The sequence below is a fragment of the Haloechinothrix sp. LS1_15 genome, from assembly GCF_033042135.1.
GTDB lineage: Bacteria > Actinomycetota > Actinomycetes > Mycobacteriales > Pseudonocardiaceae > Haloechinothrix.
The window spans coordinates 195972-210552 of sequence record NZ_WBXM01000006.1 but is presented as its reverse complement, the minus strand read 5'-3'; the positions used below and the strand labels follow the sequence as shown (position 1 = coordinate 210552).

Below are 14581 nucleotides of genomic sequence, written 5' to 3'. Positions count from 1 at the left end.
CAACCATGGCCAAGAAGTCCCTGATCGCCAAGGCCGCGCGCAAGCCGAAGTTCGCGGCGCGTGCCTACACGCGGTGCCAGAAGTGCGGGCGCCCGAGGTCGGTGTACCGCAAGTTCGGGCTGTGCCGCATCTGCTTCCGCGAGATGGCGCACGCCGGCGAGCTTCCTGGCGTGCACAAGTCAAGCTGGTAACGACTCCACGTTCGCTACAGGCCTCGGTGGTGTCGCAGGCAGTTCGCCGCGACACGGCCGGGGAACCGTGGCGAGAAAGGTTGACAGGTCACCATGACGATGACCGACCCCATCGCAGACTTCCTGACACGTCTGCGTAACGCGAACTCCGCGTACCACGACGAGGTTGTGGTGCCGCACTCCAAGCTGAAGGCGAACATCGCCGAGATCCTCAAGCGGGAGGGCTACGTCGCGGACTACCGCGATGACACGAGCGGCAAGCACAAGAACCTGGTCGTGACGTTGAAGTACGGTCCGAACCGCGAGCGTGGGCTCGCCGGGCTGCGGCGCGTTTCCAAGCCGGGCCTGCGAGTGTATGCGAAGTCGACCGAGCTGCCGAAGGTGCTCGGCGGTCTCGGGATCGCCATCATCTCCACCTCGTCCGGGCTGCAAACCGACCGGCAGGCAATGCGCAACGGTGTGGGCGGGGAAGTCCTCGCCTACGTGTGGTGAGAGGGGAGCGAGGCATGTCCCGTATCGGAAAGCATCCGATCACCGTCCCCTCCGGGGTCGAGGTGACCATCGATGGCCAGCACGTCACGGTCAAGGGGCCGAAGGGGACGCTGGAGCACTCCGTCCCCGAGCCGATCAGTGTCGAGCGCGCCGAGGACGGCAGCATCGAGGTGAAACGGCCGAACGACGAACGCCACGCGCGCTCGCTGCACGGGCTGACCAGAACTTTGATCAACAACCTGGTGGTCGGGGTGACGGAAGGCTTCGAGAAGCGACTCGAGGTCCACGGCGTGGGGTACCGCGTCCAGGCGAAGGGTTCAGATCTGGAGTTCTCGCTCGGCTACTCCCACCCGGTGCACGTCGCCGCCCCGGAAGGGATCACGTTCAACGTCGAGAGCCCCACCAGGTTCTCGGTGAGCGGGATCGACAAGCAGAAGGTCGGCCAGACGGCCGCCGTCATTCGCAAGCTGCGCCGTCCCGACCCGTACAAGGGCAAGGGCGTGCGCTACGAGGGCGAGCGGATTCGGCGCAAGGTCGGAAAGACGGGTAAGTGATCATGAGCGAAACGACGAAGAGGAAGCCCGTCGGCAAGGACGTATCCACCCGGCGGCGCGTGTCGCGGTCCCGCAGGCACTTCCGGCTCCGCAAGAAGATCAGCGGGACGCCGCAGCGTCCGCGCATGGCGGTGCACCGCTCGTCGCGGCACATCTCCGTGCAGGTCATCGACGACACTGTGGGTCACACGCTGGCGGCGGCTTCCAGCCTGGAGAACGATGTACAGGCGGTCTCCGGCGACAAGAAAGCCAAAGCGACGAAGGTCGGCGAACTGGTCGCCGAGCGTGCCAAGTCCGCCGGTGTCTCGGCCGTGGTGTTCGACAGGGGCGGCAACGCCTACCACGGCCGAATCGCGGCACTGGCTGACGCGGCTCGTGAAGGGGGCTTGGAGTTCTAGATGTTCAGCACGATCGATAACGGAAGGACAGCTTGATGCCGGGACGTACCCGAGCTTCCGGCGGCCAGGGCGGCCCAGGCAACGACCGTGAACGCGGTGGTGGCAAGGACCGCAAGGACCGTCGTGATGGCGGCCGCGGTGGGGCCGCCCAGGAGAAGTCCAACTACCTCGAGCGCGTGGTCTCGATCAACCGCGTAGCCAAGGTCGCCTCCGGTGGCCGGCGCTTCAGCTTCACCGCGCTGGTCGTCGTCGGTGACGGTGACGGCCACGTGGGTGTCGGCTACGGCAAGGCCAAGGAGGTGCCCGCGGCGATCGCCAAGGGCGTCGAGGAGGCCAAGAAGAACTTCTTCCGCGTGCCGCGGATCGCGGGCAGCATCCCGCACCCGGTGCAGGGAGAGGCGTCCGCGGGTGTGGTGCTGCTGCGTCCCGCGAGCCCCGGTACCGGGGTCATCGCCGGCGGCCCGGTTCGTGCCGTGCTCGAGTGTGCCGGGGTGCACGACGTGCTGACGAAGTCGCTCGGCAGCGACAACGCGCTCAACATCGTGCACGCCACTGTGGCCGCGCTCAAGCAGCTGCAGCCGCCCGAGCAGGTCGCCGCACGCCGCGGCCTGCCGCTGGAGGATGTGGCTCCCGCGCGCATGCTGCGGCAGCGTGCTGGACAGGAGGTGTGACGACGGTGGCACAGCTCAAGATCACCCAGGTCAAAAGCAAGATCGGGGCGAAGCAGAACCATCGCGATACGTTGCGCACCCTCGGCTTGCGGAAGATCCGCCAGTCCGTGGTGCGCGACGACACTGCCGAGGTGCGCGGACTGGTACACACGGTCCGTCATCTCGTGACGGTCGAGGAGGTCAGTTCATGACCATCAAGATTCACCACCTCCGGCCTGCGCCTGGCGCGAAGAAGGAGAAGACCCGCGTCGGGCGTGGCGAGGCTTCGAAGGGCAAGACCGCGGGCCGAGGCACGAAGGGCACCAAGGCACGTAAGAACGTGCCTGCCGGCTTCGAGGGTGGGCAGATGCCGCTGCACAAGCGGCTGCCCAAGCTGCGCGGCTTCAACAACCCGTTCCGGGTCGAGTACCAGCCGGTCAACGTCGGAGACATCGCTAGCGCCTTCCCGTCCGGCGGCACGATCACCGCGGCTGATCTCGCGGCGAACGGTCTCGTCCGCAAGGGCAGGCCGGTGAAAGTGCTCGGTGACGGCGAGGTCGGGGGCATCAAGCTCGAGATCACCGCGGACAAGTTCTCCGCATCGGCCCGTACCAAGATCGAGAGCGCGGGCGGTTCGGCGACGGTCGAGCGGACCGCCACCAGCTGATCCCTCCCGACCCGCTCCGCTACCGACTTCGTCCCCCTGCTGTGTCCTCCCGCCACAGCAGGGGGCGTTGTCGCGCCGGGCGGGGACCACGTTTAGCGGGCTAACCGTGGTGCCGACTCGGGTGTGGCATCACGGTTAGCGGGCTAAACGTGATCGGGCGGGACGGCCGAGCCTATCGTTGTCGTGGTCGTGTATATCGGCACGAACGCCGGTTGACACGTCTCTTACGCGATGGATAGATAGTCTCAGGAAGTACAGGCTACCTGCACGACTTGTGCCCGCGGCTGTTAGAGTCGCGAGAGCTCCCGGTGAAGAATGCCGGGTGTGCCGCTGGCCAGTTTGCCAGTGTGATGTGACGTTGCCTGCCGGTGATTGTGCCGGCTGAGCTCACCGCCGGCAGCCACGCCGGCGAGCCGAGGAGGTCCCCCGGGTGCTAAGCGCGATCCGTTCGGCTATGGCCACGCCGGACCTGCGCCGGAAGATCCTGTTCGTGCTGATGATCGTGGCCGCCTACCGGCTCGGCGCGGTTATTCCGGCTCCAGGAGTGTCCTACCCTGCGGTGCAGGCCTGCCGGGAACAGATGGACGAGGACGTCCTGCACCGGCTGATGGACCTCTTCAGCGGCGGTGCCTTAACTCAGCTGTCCATCTTCGCGACCGGCATCATGCCGTATATCACCGCCAGCATCATCGTGCAGTTGCTCAAGGTGGTGATCCCCCACTTCGAGCAGCTGAACAAGGAGGGGCAGTCCGGCCAGGCCAAGCTCACGCAGTACACCCGGTACTTGTGCCTCGCCCTCGCTGCCTTGCAGGCCACCGGTCTGGTGGCGCTGGCAGCCAGCGGCCAGATGTTCGCTGGCTGTGACCAGCCGGTCATCCCCGAGGACACCGTGCTGACCACGGCGATGATGGTGCTGACCATGACCGCGGGCACCGCGACCATGATGTGGTTCGGTGAGCTGATCACCGAGCGCGGCATCGGCAACGGCATGTCGCTGCTGATCTTCCTGAACATCGCGTCGCAGATCCCGGTCGAGGGTGCGAACATCCTGGAGAACAACTCCGAGGCCGTCTTCGTCGTCGTCTGCTTCCTCGCCCTCGCGGTGATCTGCAGTGTGATCTTCGTCGAGCAGGGGCAGCGCCGCATCCCCGTGCAGTACGCGAAGCGGATGGTGGGCCGCCGGATGTACGGCGGGACATCGACCTACCTGCCGATCAAGGTCAACCAGGCCGGTGTCATTCCGCTGATCTTTGCGACCTCACTGCTCTACCTACCTGACCTGCTTCAGCGACTGGCTGTCGAGCAGACCGACGCGACTTGGCTCCAGACGTTCATCCAGAGCCACGTTGTCGATCAGTCGAGTCCGGTGCACATCGTCGGGTACTTCGCCCTGGTCATGTTCTTCGCCTACTTCTACATCTCGATCACGTTCAACGTGGATGACCGTGCCGAGGAGATGAAGAAGTTCGGCGGCTTCGTGCCGGGGATCCGTCCGGGTCGGCCGACAGCCGAGTACTTGAGGTTCGTTCTGAACCGGATCACCCTGCCGGGGTCGCTGTACCTCGGCACCGTGGCGATCCTGCCCAACTTCTTCCTCGCGGTCACGCAGGAAGGCCAGAACTTGAACTTCCCGTTCGGCGGCACCGCGGTGCTGATCATGGTGGGTGTGGGTCTCGACACCGTCAAGCAGATCGAAAGCCAGCTGATGCAACGAAACTATGAAGGGTTCCTCCGATGACGCGTGTTGTTCTGGTCGGCCCACCGGGAGCAGGTAAGGGGACGCAGGCGGTCGCGCTCTCCGGCAAGCTCGGCGTACCGCACATCTCGACGGGCGACCTGTTCCGCAAGCACGTCAGCGAGGAGACCGAGCTCGGTGTGCAGGCGAAGCGCTACATGGACGCCGGCGAGCTCGTGCCGGACAGCGTGACCAACGGGATGGTTCGGCAGCGGCTGGCCGAGGACGACGCACAGCGCGGCTTCGTGTTGGACGGCTTTCCCAGGAACACGGCGCAGGCCGGCGAGCTGGAGTCTATGCTCGCCGAGTACGGCGCGAAGCTGGATGCGGTGCTCGAGCTCAAGGTCGACACCGAGGAAGTGGTGCAGCGGTTGCTCGCGCGGGGACGGACCGATGACACCGAGGACGTTATCCGGAACCGGCAGAACGTCTACCACACCGAGACAGCTCCGCTGCTTGAGTACTACGCCGACCGGTTGATCACGATCGACGGTCTGGGAGACGTCGACGAGATCTCCGCGCGTGCGCTTGACGCGTTGAACGCCTTCACCGGCGGTTCATGAGCTCCCGGTTTCTCAGAATGCTACGTGGCCTGCGGCGTAAGCACGCCATCGAGCTCAAGTCGCCCGGTGAGCTCGAGGCGATGCGCGCGTCCGGGTTGATCGTGGCCCGCACGCTCGCCGCGATCGAGGCTGAGGCGAAGCCGGGGATCAGTACGGCCGAGCTGGACGAGCTCGCCGAACAGCGGATCCGGGATGCCGGTGCGGTACCCGCGTTCAAGGGCTACCACGGCTTTCCCAGGTCGATCTGTGCTTCGGTGAACGAGCGGGTTGTGCACGGCATACCGGCAGCGGACGAGGTCTTGGAAAAGGGCGACCTGCTCTCGGTGGATTGCGGCGCGATCCTGGACGGGTGGCACGGCGACGCAGCGGTCACGATCGAGGTCGGCGAGGTCACGCGGAGTGACCAGATCCTCTCCAGGCGGACGCGGGAGGCGATGCTGGCCGGGGTCGCGGCCGCTCGGCCCGGCGGCAGGCTGACGGACATCTCCCACGCGGTGCAGTGCGCGGTGGAGGAAGCCGAGAACGAGGATGACAGAACCTACGGCTTGATCACCGAATACGGCGGTCACGGCATTGGGCGTGCGATGCACATGGAGCCGTTCCTGCCCAACGCCGGTAGCCCGGGCAGGGGACCGCGGCTCGCTCCCGGTATGGCGCTCGCGATCGAACCGATGCTGACCGGGGGCTCCGAAGAAACCCTCGAGCTGGAAGACGGCTGGACGGTGGTGACCGCGGACGGTTCGCGCGCGGCTCACTGGGAACACACAGTCGCCATCACGGCTGACGGTCCGTGGGTACTCACCTCTGTCGAGGAGACACGTTTCGCGGGCTAAACGCGGCCCCTGGGGCCTCCCGGAACTACGGTTAGCTTGCGAAACGCGGTTCGGGGTGGGGTGCTCTACCTAGCAGAGGGAGCCCCGGTTACCCTGGCGCGACACGGCTGCGTACACTAGGTATTTGGCGTGCTCATCACGCCGGTTCCGACCTGCTCGTGAACTCCCTCGCGAACATGGCTCACAGGAGTCGGGGTGGCGTGCGTGCCGCTGGAGAACAGTGACGAACATACCGTGCTCAACTAATCACGAAACGCGGAGGACATGGGCAAGAAAGACGGGGCCATCGAGGTCGAAGGCCGCGTGATCGAGCCACTCCCCAACGCGATGTTCCGCGTCGAGTTGGAGAACGGCCATCAGGTCCTTGCACACATCAGCGGCAAGATGCGACAGCACTACATTCGTATCCTGCCTGAGGACAAGGTGGTCGTTGAGCTGTCGCCTTACGACTTGTCACGCGGTCGCATTGTCTACCGCTACAAGTGATCGGGGCGAGCGTGAGAGGGGATGGCTCCGTCGAGGGGCTGACACGGACACCACAAGCAGGAGAGCAGCAGACGTGAAGGTAAGGCCGAGCGTCAAGCGGATCTGCGCCAAGTGCCAGATCGTCCGTCGTCACGGACGGATCATGGTCATTTGCGACAACCTGCGGCACAAGCAGCGGCAGGGCTGACAGCGAGGCGCGACGCGGGATTCGCGACGACAACTCCATGATGCCTCCCCGTACCTGTCGTGGCGGGATGCCACGACCTACCCCCGGGACTTCAGGCCGGGGCCGGGACACCGCAGGCGAGAGCAGGCGGTGGTGACGCGAGTCGGTCCCGGAAACGGACGGGGAGCAAACCTGAAGCACTGACGACACGAGGAGTGAAAGGGTCAATGGCACGACTCGCAGGTGTCGATCTTCCCCGTGAGAAGCGGTTGGAGATCGGGCTCACCTACATCTACGGTATCGGCCGCACGCGTGCCAAGGAACTCATTAACGTGACCGGCCTGAACCCGGACACCCGGGTAAAGGAGCTCACCGACGAGGACCTTGTCAAGCTGCGGGATCACATCGAGGACAACTACAAGGTCGAGGGCGACCTCCGGCGCGAGGTGAACGCGGACATCCGTCGCAAGATCGAGATCGGATGCTACGAGGGCCTGCGCTGGCGGCGCGGTCTCCCGGTGCGCGGTCAGCGCACCAAGACCAACGCGCGCACACGCAAGGGCCCGAAGAAGACCGTCGCAGGGAAGAAGAAGGCCAGGTAACGGTGAACGCGCAACGTGGAAAGCCCGTGCGGATGGCTCGTGGCCAGCGCCGCCGTGGCTCGTGTATGTCAGCGAAGGCGTTGTATGCCCGGCCACTGGCCCTGCGCCAGCTCTACGCCGACGCCGGATCCGTGATCCGGCGGGGTCAGCGTGAAGCAGCAGCCGCACACCGAGAGAACTCGCGTTAAGAGGAGAGAAGCCCCAACTATGCCACCGAAGTCTCGGGCGTCGGGCGCAAAGAAAGTCCGGCGCAAGGAGAAAAAGAACGTAGCGCACGGTCATGCGCACATCAAGAGCACCTTCAACAACACCATTGTTTCGATCACCGACCCGACGGGTGCGGTGATCGCGTGGGCGTCGTCCGGGCACGTCGGGTTCAAGGGATCCCGGAAATCGACCCCGTTTGCCGCGCAGATGGCTGCCGAGAACGCTGCCCGTAAGGCGAGCGAGCACGGTATGAAGAAGGTGGATGTGTTCGTGAAGGGTCCGGGCTCGGGCCGCGAGACCGCGATCCGCTCGCTCCAGGCCGCAGGCCTCGAGGTCGGGACGATCCAGGACGTGACGCCTCAGCCGCACAACGGCTGCCGCCCACCGAAGCGACGCAGGGTCTGACGAGCGGGGAGGAGCGAGAGAAGATATGGCCCGATACACCGGACCCGTAACCAGGAAGTCCCGCCGGCTCAAGGTCGACCTTGTCGGTGGCGATCAGGCATTCGAGCGTCGTCCGTACCCGCCGGGGCAGCACGGTCGCGGCAGGATCAAGGAGAGCGAGTACCTCCTGCAGCTGCAGGAGAAGCAAAAGGCTCGTTACACCTATGGTGTGCTCGAGCGCCAGTTCCGCCGGTACTACGAAGAGGCTGTGCGCCGCCAGGGTAAGACCGGCGAGAACCTGCTGCAGATCCTCGAATCGCGGCTGGACAACGTGGTGTACCGCGCGGGTATCGCACGTACCCGCCGGCAGGCACGACAGCTGGTCAGCCACGGCCACTTCCTGGTCAACGGCAAGAAGGTCGATGTCCCGAGCTATCGCGTGAGCAAGTTCGACATCATCGACGTGCGGCCGAAGTCGCTGTCGATGCTGCCGTTCGTTGCCGCCAAGGAAGCTTTCGGTGAGCGACCGATTCCCGGCTGGCTCCAGGTCGTGCCGTCGAACCTGCGGGTGCTCGTCCACCAGCTTCCGGAACGCGCTCAGATCGATGTTCCGGTGCAGGAGCAGCTGATCGTGGAGCTTTACTCGAAGTGATCGTGTTCCCGGCTTCGAGGCCGGGCACGAGGATGACAAAGAAACCCGGCGTCATATGGCGGGCGCCGGCAGGAAAGGAAGATCGACAGTGCTGATTTCCCAGCGCCCGGGACTGTCCGAGGAGACAGTTACCGAGACCCGTTCCCGGTTCACGCTCGAGCCGCTTGAGCCCGGATTCGGCTATACGCTCGGCAACTCGTTGCGGCGTACGCTGCTGTCGTCCATTCCGGGTGCTGCCGTTACCAGTATCCGGATCGACGGTGTGCTGCACGAGTTCTCGACGGTTCCCGGTGTGAAGGAGGATGTCACCGACATCATCCTGAACATCAAGGAACTGGTCGTCTCCTCCGAGGAGGACGAGCCGGTGACCATGTACCTGCGCAAGCAGGGGCCTGGTGAGGTGACGGCGGCGGACATCGTGCCGTCGGCCGGTGTGACCGTGCATAATCCGGATCTCCACATCGCCTCGCTCAACGCGAAGGGCAAGCTCGAGATGGAGCTTGTGGTGGAGCGTGGCCGCGGTTATGTGCCCGCGGTGCAGAACAAGCAGTCAGGCGCGGAGATCGGTCGAATCCCGGTGGACTCGATCTACTCGCCGGTGCTCAAGGTGTCGTACAAGGTCGAGGCGACACGTGTCGAGCAGCGGACCGACTTCGACAAGTTGATCCTGGACGTGGAGACCAAGCCGTCCATCACTCCCCGGGACGCTGTCGCGTCGGCCGGGCGCACGCTGGTGGAGTTGTTCGGTCTCGCGCGGGAGCTCAACATCGACGCCGAGGGGATCGAGATCGGGCCGTCGCCGCAGGAAGCGGACACCATTGCGGCGTACGCGATGCCGATCGAGGACCTTGACTTGACGGTGCGGTCCTACAACTGCCTCAAGCGGGAGGGCATTCACACCGTCGGTGAACTGGTGTCGCGTAGCGAGGCGGATCTCCTTGACATCCGGAACTTCGGCGCCAAGTCGATCGATGAAGTCAAGATGAAACTGGTCGGCCTCGGCCTCGCGTTGAAGGACAGCCCGCCCGGGTTCGATCCCAGTGCGGCTGCGGCGAACTTCGAAAGCGAGAGCTGGTCCGAGGGCTTCGACACAGTCTCGGACGTCGACGAGATTTCGGATAACGGCCACGATGACGGCCAGGACTACGCAGAGACGGAGCAGCTGTAAATGCCTACTCCAACGAAGGGCCGCCGTCTCGGCGGGTCACCTGCTCACGAGAAGTTGATGATGTCGAACTTGGCGACATCGTTGTTCGAGCACGGTCGGATCACCACTACCGAGGCGAAGGCGCGGCGCTTGCGCCCGCTGGCGGAAAAGCTGATCACCAAGGCGAAGCGCGGTGATCTGCACAACCGCAGGCAGATCCAGAAGGTAATCCGTAACCAGTCGGTGGTGCACCGGCTGATGACCGAGATCGGTCCGTTCTACGAGGACCGCAATGGCGGGTACACCCGGATCACACGCACGCTTCCTCGGAAGGGCGATAACGCGCCGATGGCCGTGATCGAGCTGGTCTCGGAGAAGACGGTGACTTCCGAGGCGGAGCGGGCGCGCGGCACGCGGTTCGCGAAGGACGAGGAGAAGGATTCGGCCAAGGCGGCTGGCCACGCCGCCGCTGACGAGGTACTCGCGGACTCGGGCGATGTGGCGGACGCGGAGACATCGACCGAGGACACCCAATCCGCCAGTGAGCAGGAGGAGGGTACCGTCGCGGATGCCGAGACCGCTGAGGGCGGTGAAGCAGCGGAAGCCGAGGTCGCGGATGACCAGGAAGTGGCATCCGAGTCCGGCGACACCAGCCAGACCGGCGAGGACAAGAAGGACGAATCCTGACATCTGAGGAGTTCCACGACGAGCCCGCCCTCCCGCACGGGGAGGGCGGGCTCGTCCGTTTGCGCCTCGACATCCGCTATGACGGCACTGCGTTCTCGGGCTGGGCGAAGCAACCGGGTTTGCGTACCGTGCAGGGCGTCCTGGACGACGCGCTGGCCAAACACCCTCCCGGAGCCGCGCTGGCGCGCGCCATTGTCGTCGCGGGCCGCACCGATGCCGGTGTCCACGCGACCGGCCAGGTCGCCCATATCGATGTCGAGCCCGCCGAACCGGGGGACACGTTTAGCGGCCTAACCGTCGACTCCTGGGGGGTGCCGGAACTTGATCGCGTGTGCCACCGCTGGAATCGTTTCCTTCCTGGAGATATCCGAGTCACTGGTCTTACCGTGGCGCCGAAGGGGTTCGATGCTCGCTTCTCGGCGATCCGGCGGCATTATCGGTACCGCGTCTCGGACGCGAAGTGGGGGGTCGATCCGTTACGACGAGCCGATACGTTGGCTTGGCACCACACGCTTGACGTCGAACGGATGAACAGGGCTTCGGCTGCCTTGATCGGATTGCATGACTTCGCTGCGTTCTGCAAGCAGCGCGCGGGGGCAACGACGATCAGGGAACTTCAAGACCTGACATGGCGCCGCGTTTCGGAGGACGTACTCGAAGCTCACGTAGCCGCCGACGCGTTCTGCCATTCGATGGTACGCAGTCTCGTAGGAGCACTCCTACTGGTTGGCGATGGGCGCCGGGGAGTGGAGTGGCCCGGAGCGATGCTGGCGCGGGGTGAGCGGTGCAGTGCTGTCGCGCCGCCGCACGGGCTGACGCTCACCGAGGTCGAGTACCCGGATAGTAGTGAGCTCGAAGCGCAGGCGACTCGTACCCGGCGTCGACGCACTCCTGATGATCACGCCGTGAGTTGATCACGTAAGCTGCCCGCTTGAGCTTGGCGCACCTCTTCCAGGAGTCCGGGCACATCGTGGAGGAGCCTCTCGGCTGTCACTACGATGATGTGCCACCCAGCTTGTCGTAACCGCGCGCGTCGCACCTGGTCGCGTCGTCGTTGGTCCACGGTATTGTGCCATCGGCCGTCGTATTCGATACCGATCTTGTGTTTCCGCAGTGCAAGGTCCAGTCTGCCGATGAATTTGCCGTTGTGGCGTACGACATGTTGTGGTGTGACGTTGAACCCGCCGAAATGCAGAACAACGCGGAGATCTGATTCGGGTAATGACTCAGCACGCTTGTCGGTGAGATCCAACGCGGCTCGCGCGAGACGGATTCCTCGGTTGCGTCGGTTCCGGAACATTCTGACCAGCGCCCCACGTTTGACCAAACCGGCACGCAAGACAGCATCCAGGTCAGGTGTGGCGATGCGGAGACGCATGATCCAGCCATGCTTCCGCGGCGACAGTCGTAGTGCGAGATCCAGGGCGATACGGCGAGAGCGCGCTATCTTGATCCCATGCCATGGCTTGGTTTCAGCGGGCTTGGTTTCGGTGCGACGTATCTCGATGCCGCGGATGGGGCCGAAACGGTGTTCTTCGGGGACAACCATCTCCACAGGATCGTGTGGCTTCGCTAGTTCGATACCACGTACTGTCGCAGCGGATCGGCCGGTGAGTACCGCCTGTGGAGGCGCCAGCAGCGCGGCACCCCGGCACCGCAGCTCGTGGGTGACGGGCAGATCAGCAGGTGCGTATACGTCCTGGAACAACCTGCGATACCGGCCACTTCGAAGCTGAGATTCGGTGATGAGTCCAGCCTTCCGCGCTTCGGAGCCGCGGAACACGTCGGTGAGTTGTGGAGTACGTGAAACAGTCACGAAGACCAATATGTGGCAACCGCGAAGGGTCGACAAGACTATCGTTGTACCGGTGGGACACTCGGTACCACAAATTTTCGTTCAATCCCCGAAAAGCTGTCCGGTGCTGTGTTCCTCGGTCTCGTTACCTGTCCGCGTTTAGCGGGCTAACCGCTACCGCCGCGCGACAGTTTGCCCGCTAAACGCGGACAGGTGCCACGTCGGCAACGACACCGGCTCGGGCAAGGGCGTTGGGGTGGTGTCAGTCGCCGCGGCGGATCGGGCCGAGTATCTGCTGCTCGCTTTGGGTGGTGACCAGGCGAATGGGTTGCCAGAGGTTACGTCCGAGGGCGATGACCTGATCGTCGGCGAGGGTGGTCAGCTGCTGGACCAGGTGGGGTGGCAGCGACCACATACGTCCGGCCAGCTCGGCCTGGCCGGCGGGCAGACGCTGCATGAACACCAGATCCGACGCGTTCGCCGTGGAGCTGGCCTGCGGGTGCAGGTACGGCAGCACGTACACCGTGGTTTGCCACGGCGACCGCGGTGGGAACAGGTCCTGTGGCGTCGGACCGCCGTCGTGCATCACCAGCAGCGGGGCGTTCTCGGACGGCCGGGGCAGCTCGACAGGGGAGAGGCGTCGGATCTGGACGTGCGGGGAGGGGCGCCCGTCCGCTTGCGTACCCGCGGCGTGCTTGAGCATCTGCCACGCCGCTGGGCGGCCTGTGGCGACGACGATCCACGCACCGACCGCCATGGCGCGCAAGGCAACCTGGCGTGCCAGGTACAGGCCGCCGACAAGGACGATCCGGGTGGGGCTCGCTCGCAACGCGGACACCGTCAGCGGCTCCCCGTTCGTCGTAGACCCCAGCACGATCCCCCCGCGATCTCCCGATGGGCTGATCGCGTCGAGTAGTTCGGGCTCGACGATGAATTCCGGTGCTACCTCGGTGCGTGCGCTGCCCTCACGTACACGTGTGCTCACGCAGTTCCTCCCATCGGTAGCGTCGCGGCGAGTCCAGCCACCTGGAGACCTCGTAACGGGGTCAGCGAGAAGCCGAGCCGTTCGGAGATGCTCTCCAACCGCTGGTCGGCGGCATCGAGTTCGCGGGGGTTGCGAGCGCTGACGCGGATGAGGCCGCTGAGGCCGACCTCACCGTCGTCGGTGGCGGGCGAGATCGCCAGCGCGACCGTGGACGACAGCGCACGTACGCTGGTCAAGGCGTTGAGAGTATCGGTGATCTTGCCTTTAGGCCAGCCGGTGATGGCGTAGCTGGCGTGACCGATACCGGCAGCGGTCACTCCTTCCCACCGCTCGTTCATCGTCACCGGTTCGTCCGATGCGGTCGCGGAGGTGAGTTCGGCGCTGGAGATGCCGGAGCGCAGTAGCTCGTCCGGATCAAGCGGGCGGGTTGGGATATCGCAGGCGTCCAGCGCGCTGCGGATACGTGAGATCGCCCCGATCAGCGCGCGGTGCGCCCCGACGACCCCGCCACCCCGTTCGCGGATCGCCGCCGGGCAGCGGCGCGGGTCGAGCCGCACCGCGATCCAGGTGGTACGCCGAGCCGCGGCAGGAAGCGGCCCGAGCAGCTCCATGTATGCCCCTAGCGCGGGCGAATCGGACGGCAGGGCGTTGCTGCCCGGGTAGCAGTGCCAGATGACCTTGAGCGAGTCCAGCACCACGCCGCGATCCTCCAGGCACGGCACCAGCGCCGATAGCGGCAGGCTCGGTGCTTCGCTCGCGCGCGAGACCAGCGACGGGGTGGGCTCGACGAGCAGGACCGCGGTCCAGACACCGTCGTGCCAGGCCAGCCCGACCGGGCGGCGATCGTGATCCATTCCTTGAGCCACGAACAGGTCGGGGATCGTCAGCCGGAGGAGGTTGACTCGCGGATCGCCGTCGGCGATCACGGAGCTGTCGTCCTCGGCTTCCTCCGCGATGTCAGCCAGGCTCGCTTGGGCGACGGGTGTGGCCACTCGTTGGCGTGAACGGAGCCGGAAACGCACGATCCGTGCGCACCAGTGCGTGAACCACTGACCGCGTACGCGCAGGAATGCGGCGAGCGTGGCCACCAGCAGCACGCCGAGGGCGACATAGCGCAGCGAGGGGTCGATCGCGATCAGGATCAGACCGATGGCCAGTCCGACCTCGAGCACGATCAGGTTGGCCACCGGGAGCCCGAACAGCTGCTTGCTGGTGCTCCTGCGCCGTGCCGAGGTATTGACGTAGGTGGGCCGGTCTTGCGCGGTGGGTTCCTCACCTTCGGGCTGCGGTTGCTGCCCGCCGTGCCTACCCGGTCCCCCAGGCCCGCCTGGTCCCCCGGGGCCGCCTGGTCCGCCGGGGCCTCGCGGTCCGCCAGGTCCCCCAGGTC

At 65.3% G+C, this 14581-nt stretch carries 22 protein-coding genes; 19 read left to right on the top strand and 3 right to left on the bottom strand.

Features of this window, described 5'->3' with window-relative positions; translation table 11 throughout:
- Positions 1-5 precede the first annotated feature (5 nt).
- From F8178_RS11650 to truA, 19 genes are all read left to right on the top strand, one after another.
- Positions 6-191, top strand: a complete 186-nt coding sequence (locus tag F8178_RS11650; RefSeq protein WP_317494772.1) for a type Z 30S ribosomal protein S14 — start codon at positions 6-8, stop codon at positions 189-191.
- Between the two features lie 93 nt (positions 192-284).
- On the top strand, positions 285-683 hold the full coding sequence (rpsH, locus tag F8178_RS11645) for a 30S ribosomal protein S8 (protein WP_317494771.1): 399 nt from the start codon (positions 285-287) through the stop codon (positions 681-683).
- Between the two features lie 14 nt (positions 684-697).
- A complete protein-coding gene (rplF, locus tag F8178_RS11640; protein WP_317494770.1) occupies positions 698-1237 on the top strand; it encodes a 50S ribosomal protein L6 in 540 nt (179 codons plus the stop codon).
- Positions 1234-1635, top strand: coding sequence for a 50S ribosomal protein L18 (gene rplR / locus F8178_RS11635; protein WP_317494769.1), 402 nt, complete (start codon positions 1234-1236; stop codon positions 1633-1635). The genes rplF and rplR overlap by 4 nt, the downstream gene beginning before the upstream one ends.
- Before the next feature lie 35 nt (positions 1636-1670).
- The gene (gene rpsE, locus F8178_RS11630; protein WP_317494768.1) at positions 1671-2306 is read left to right on the top strand and encodes a 30S ribosomal protein S5; all 636 of its coding nucleotides are present in this window, start codon (positions 1671-1673) and stop codon (positions 2304-2306) included.
- 5 nt (positions 2307-2311) lie between these two features.
- Positions 2312-2497 carry a 50S ribosomal protein L30 gene (gene rpmD, locus F8178_RS11625; RefSeq protein WP_317494767.1) on the top strand — a complete coding sequence of 62 codons (186 nt, stop codon included), beginning with the start codon at positions 2312-2314 and terminating at the stop codon, positions 2495-2497.
- Complete coding sequence (rplO, locus tag F8178_RS11620) at positions 2494-2952, top strand: 50S ribosomal protein L15 (protein ID WP_317494766.1); 459 nt, start codon at positions 2494-2496, stop codon at positions 2950-2952. The genes rpmD and rplO overlap by 4 nt, the downstream gene beginning before the upstream one ends.
- Before the next feature lie 430 nt (positions 2953-3382).
- A complete protein-coding gene (gene secY / locus F8178_RS11615) occupies positions 3383-4690 on the top strand; it encodes a preprotein translocase subunit SecY (protein WP_317494765.1) in 1308 nt (435 codons plus the stop codon).
- Complete coding sequence (locus F8178_RS11610; RefSeq protein ID WP_317494764.1) at positions 4687-5250, top strand: adenylate kinase; 564 nt, start codon at positions 4687-4689, stop codon at positions 5248-5250. Before secY ends, F8178_RS11610 begins: the two co-directional genes overlap by 4 nt.
- Positions 5247-6083: a type I methionyl aminopeptidase gene (gene map / locus F8178_RS11605; protein ID WP_317494763.1), complete on the top strand. Its 837-nt coding sequence runs from the start codon at positions 5247-5249 to the stop codon at positions 6081-6083. Before F8178_RS11610 ends, map begins: the two co-directional genes overlap by 4 nt.
- Positions 6084-6347: 264 nt before the next feature.
- A complete protein-coding gene (gene infA, locus F8178_RS11600) occupies positions 6348-6569 on the top strand; it encodes a translation initiation factor IF-1 (protein WP_089302347.1) in 222 nt (73 codons plus the stop codon).
- Positions 6570-6642: 73 nt separating this feature from the next.
- Entirely contained in the window at positions 6643-6756 is a 114-nt protein-coding gene (gene rpmJ, locus F8178_RS11595; RefSeq protein WP_089302348.1) for a 50S ribosomal protein L36, read from the top strand.
- Between the two features lie 206 nt (positions 6757-6962).
- Positions 6963-7337 (top strand): 30S ribosomal protein S13, encoded by a 375-nt coding sequence (gene rpsM, locus F8178_RS11590; RefSeq protein ID WP_317494762.1) that lies wholly within the window; start codon positions 6963-6965, stop codon positions 7335-7337.
- 2 nt (positions 7338-7339) lie between these two features.
- Positions 7340-7525, top strand: coding sequence for a hypothetical protein (locus F8178_RS20425; RefSeq protein ID WP_396345352.1), 186 nt, complete (start codon positions 7340-7342; stop codon positions 7523-7525).
- A 19-nt stretch (positions 7526-7544) separates the two neighbouring features.
- Entirely contained in the window at positions 7545-7949 is a 405-nt protein-coding gene (gene rpsK / locus F8178_RS11585; protein ID WP_317494761.1) for a 30S ribosomal protein S11, read from the top strand.
- A 25-nt stretch (positions 7950-7974) separates the two neighbouring features.
- A complete protein-coding gene (rpsD, locus tag F8178_RS11580) occupies positions 7975-8580 on the top strand; it encodes a 30S ribosomal protein S4 (protein WP_317494760.1) in 606 nt (201 codons plus the stop codon).
- A gap of 88 nt (positions 8581-8668) precedes the next feature.
- Positions 8669-9748, top strand: coding sequence for a DNA-directed RNA polymerase subunit alpha (locus tag F8178_RS11575; protein ID WP_317494759.1), 1080 nt, complete (start codon positions 8669-8671; stop codon positions 9746-9748).
- Positions 9749-10414, top strand: coding sequence for a 50S ribosomal protein L17 (rplQ, locus tag F8178_RS11570; RefSeq protein ID WP_317494758.1), 666 nt, complete (start codon positions 9749-9751; stop codon positions 10412-10414).
- Positions 10415-10473: 59 nt separating this feature from the next.
- The gene (gene truA / locus F8178_RS11565; RefSeq protein ID WP_317494757.1) at positions 10474-11328 is read left to right on the top strand and encodes a tRNA pseudouridine(38-40) synthase TruA; all 855 of its coding nucleotides are present in this window, start codon (positions 10474-10476) and stop codon (positions 11326-11328) included.
- On the opposite strand, the gene F8178_RS11560 is transcribed toward truA, so the two are convergent.
- The 3 genes from F8178_RS11560 to eccE all read right to left on the bottom strand — a co-directional run bounded on the left by F8178_RS11560 (position 11313) and on the right by eccE (position 14381).
- Positions 11313-12230, bottom strand: coding sequence for a DUF559 domain-containing protein (locus F8178_RS11560; RefSeq protein WP_317494756.1), 918 nt, complete (start codon positions 12228-12230; stop codon positions 11313-11315). The genes truA and F8178_RS11560 overlap by 16 nt on opposite strands.
- 241 nt (positions 12231-12471) lie before the next feature.
- Positions 12472-13194 carry a hypothetical protein gene (locus F8178_RS11555; protein WP_317494755.1) on the bottom strand — a complete coding sequence of 241 codons (723 nt, stop codon included), beginning with the start codon at positions 13192-13194 and terminating at the stop codon, positions 12472-12474.
- On the bottom strand, positions 13191-14381 hold the full coding sequence (eccE, locus tag F8178_RS11550) for a type VII secretion protein EccE (protein ID WP_317494754.1): 1191 nt from the start codon (positions 14379-14381) through the stop codon (positions 13191-13193). The genes F8178_RS11555 and eccE overlap by 4 nt, the downstream gene beginning before the upstream one ends.
- Between the last annotated feature and the right edge of the window lie 200 nt (positions 14382-14581).

What these genes read in the sequence shown, in the direction of transcription:
- F8178_RS11650 (WP_317494772.1), top strand. Translation starts at nt 6, where the DNA reads ATGGCCAAGAAGTCCCTGATCGCCAAGGCCGCGCGCAAGCCGAAGTTC.
- rpsH (WP_317494771.1), top strand. Translation starts at nt 285, where the DNA reads ATGACGATGACCGACCCCATCGCAGACTTCCTGACACGTCTGCGTAAC.
- rplF (WP_317494770.1), top strand. Translation starts at nt 698, where the DNA reads ATGTCCCGTATCGGAAAGCATCCGATCACCGTCCCCTCCGGGGTCGAG.
- rpsE (WP_317494768.1), top strand. Translation starts at nt 1,671, where the DNA reads ATGCCGGGACGTACCCGAGCTTCCGGCGGCCAGGGCGGCCCAGGCAAC.
- rplO (WP_317494766.1), top strand. Translation starts at nt 2,494, where the DNA reads ATGACCATCAAGATTCACCACCTCCGGCCTGCGCCTGGCGCGAAGAAG.
- F8178_RS11610 (WP_317494764.1), top strand. Translation starts at nt 4,687, where the DNA reads ATGACGCGTGTTGTTCTGGTCGGCCCACCGGGAGCAGGTAAGGGGACG.
- map (WP_317494763.1), top strand. Translation starts at nt 5,247, where the DNA reads ATGAGCTCCCGGTTTCTCAGAATGCTACGTGGCCTGCGGCGTAAGCAC.
- infA (WP_089302347.1), top strand. Translation starts at nt 6,348, where the DNA reads ATGGGCAAGAAAGACGGGGCCATCGAGGTCGAAGGCCGCGTGATCGAG.
- rpsM (WP_317494762.1), top strand. Translation starts at nt 6,963, where the DNA reads ATGGCACGACTCGCAGGTGTCGATCTTCCCCGTGAGAAGCGGTTGGAG.
- rpsK (WP_317494761.1), top strand. Translation starts at nt 7,545, where the DNA reads ATGCCACCGAAGTCTCGGGCGTCGGGCGCAAAGAAAGTCCGGCGCAAG.
- rpsD (WP_317494760.1), top strand. Translation starts at nt 7,975, where the DNA reads ATGGCCCGATACACCGGACCCGTAACCAGGAAGTCCCGCCGGCTCAAG.
- rplQ (WP_317494758.1), top strand. Translation starts at nt 9,749, where the DNA reads ATGCCTACTCCAACGAAGGGCCGCCGTCTCGGCGGGTCACCTGCTCAC.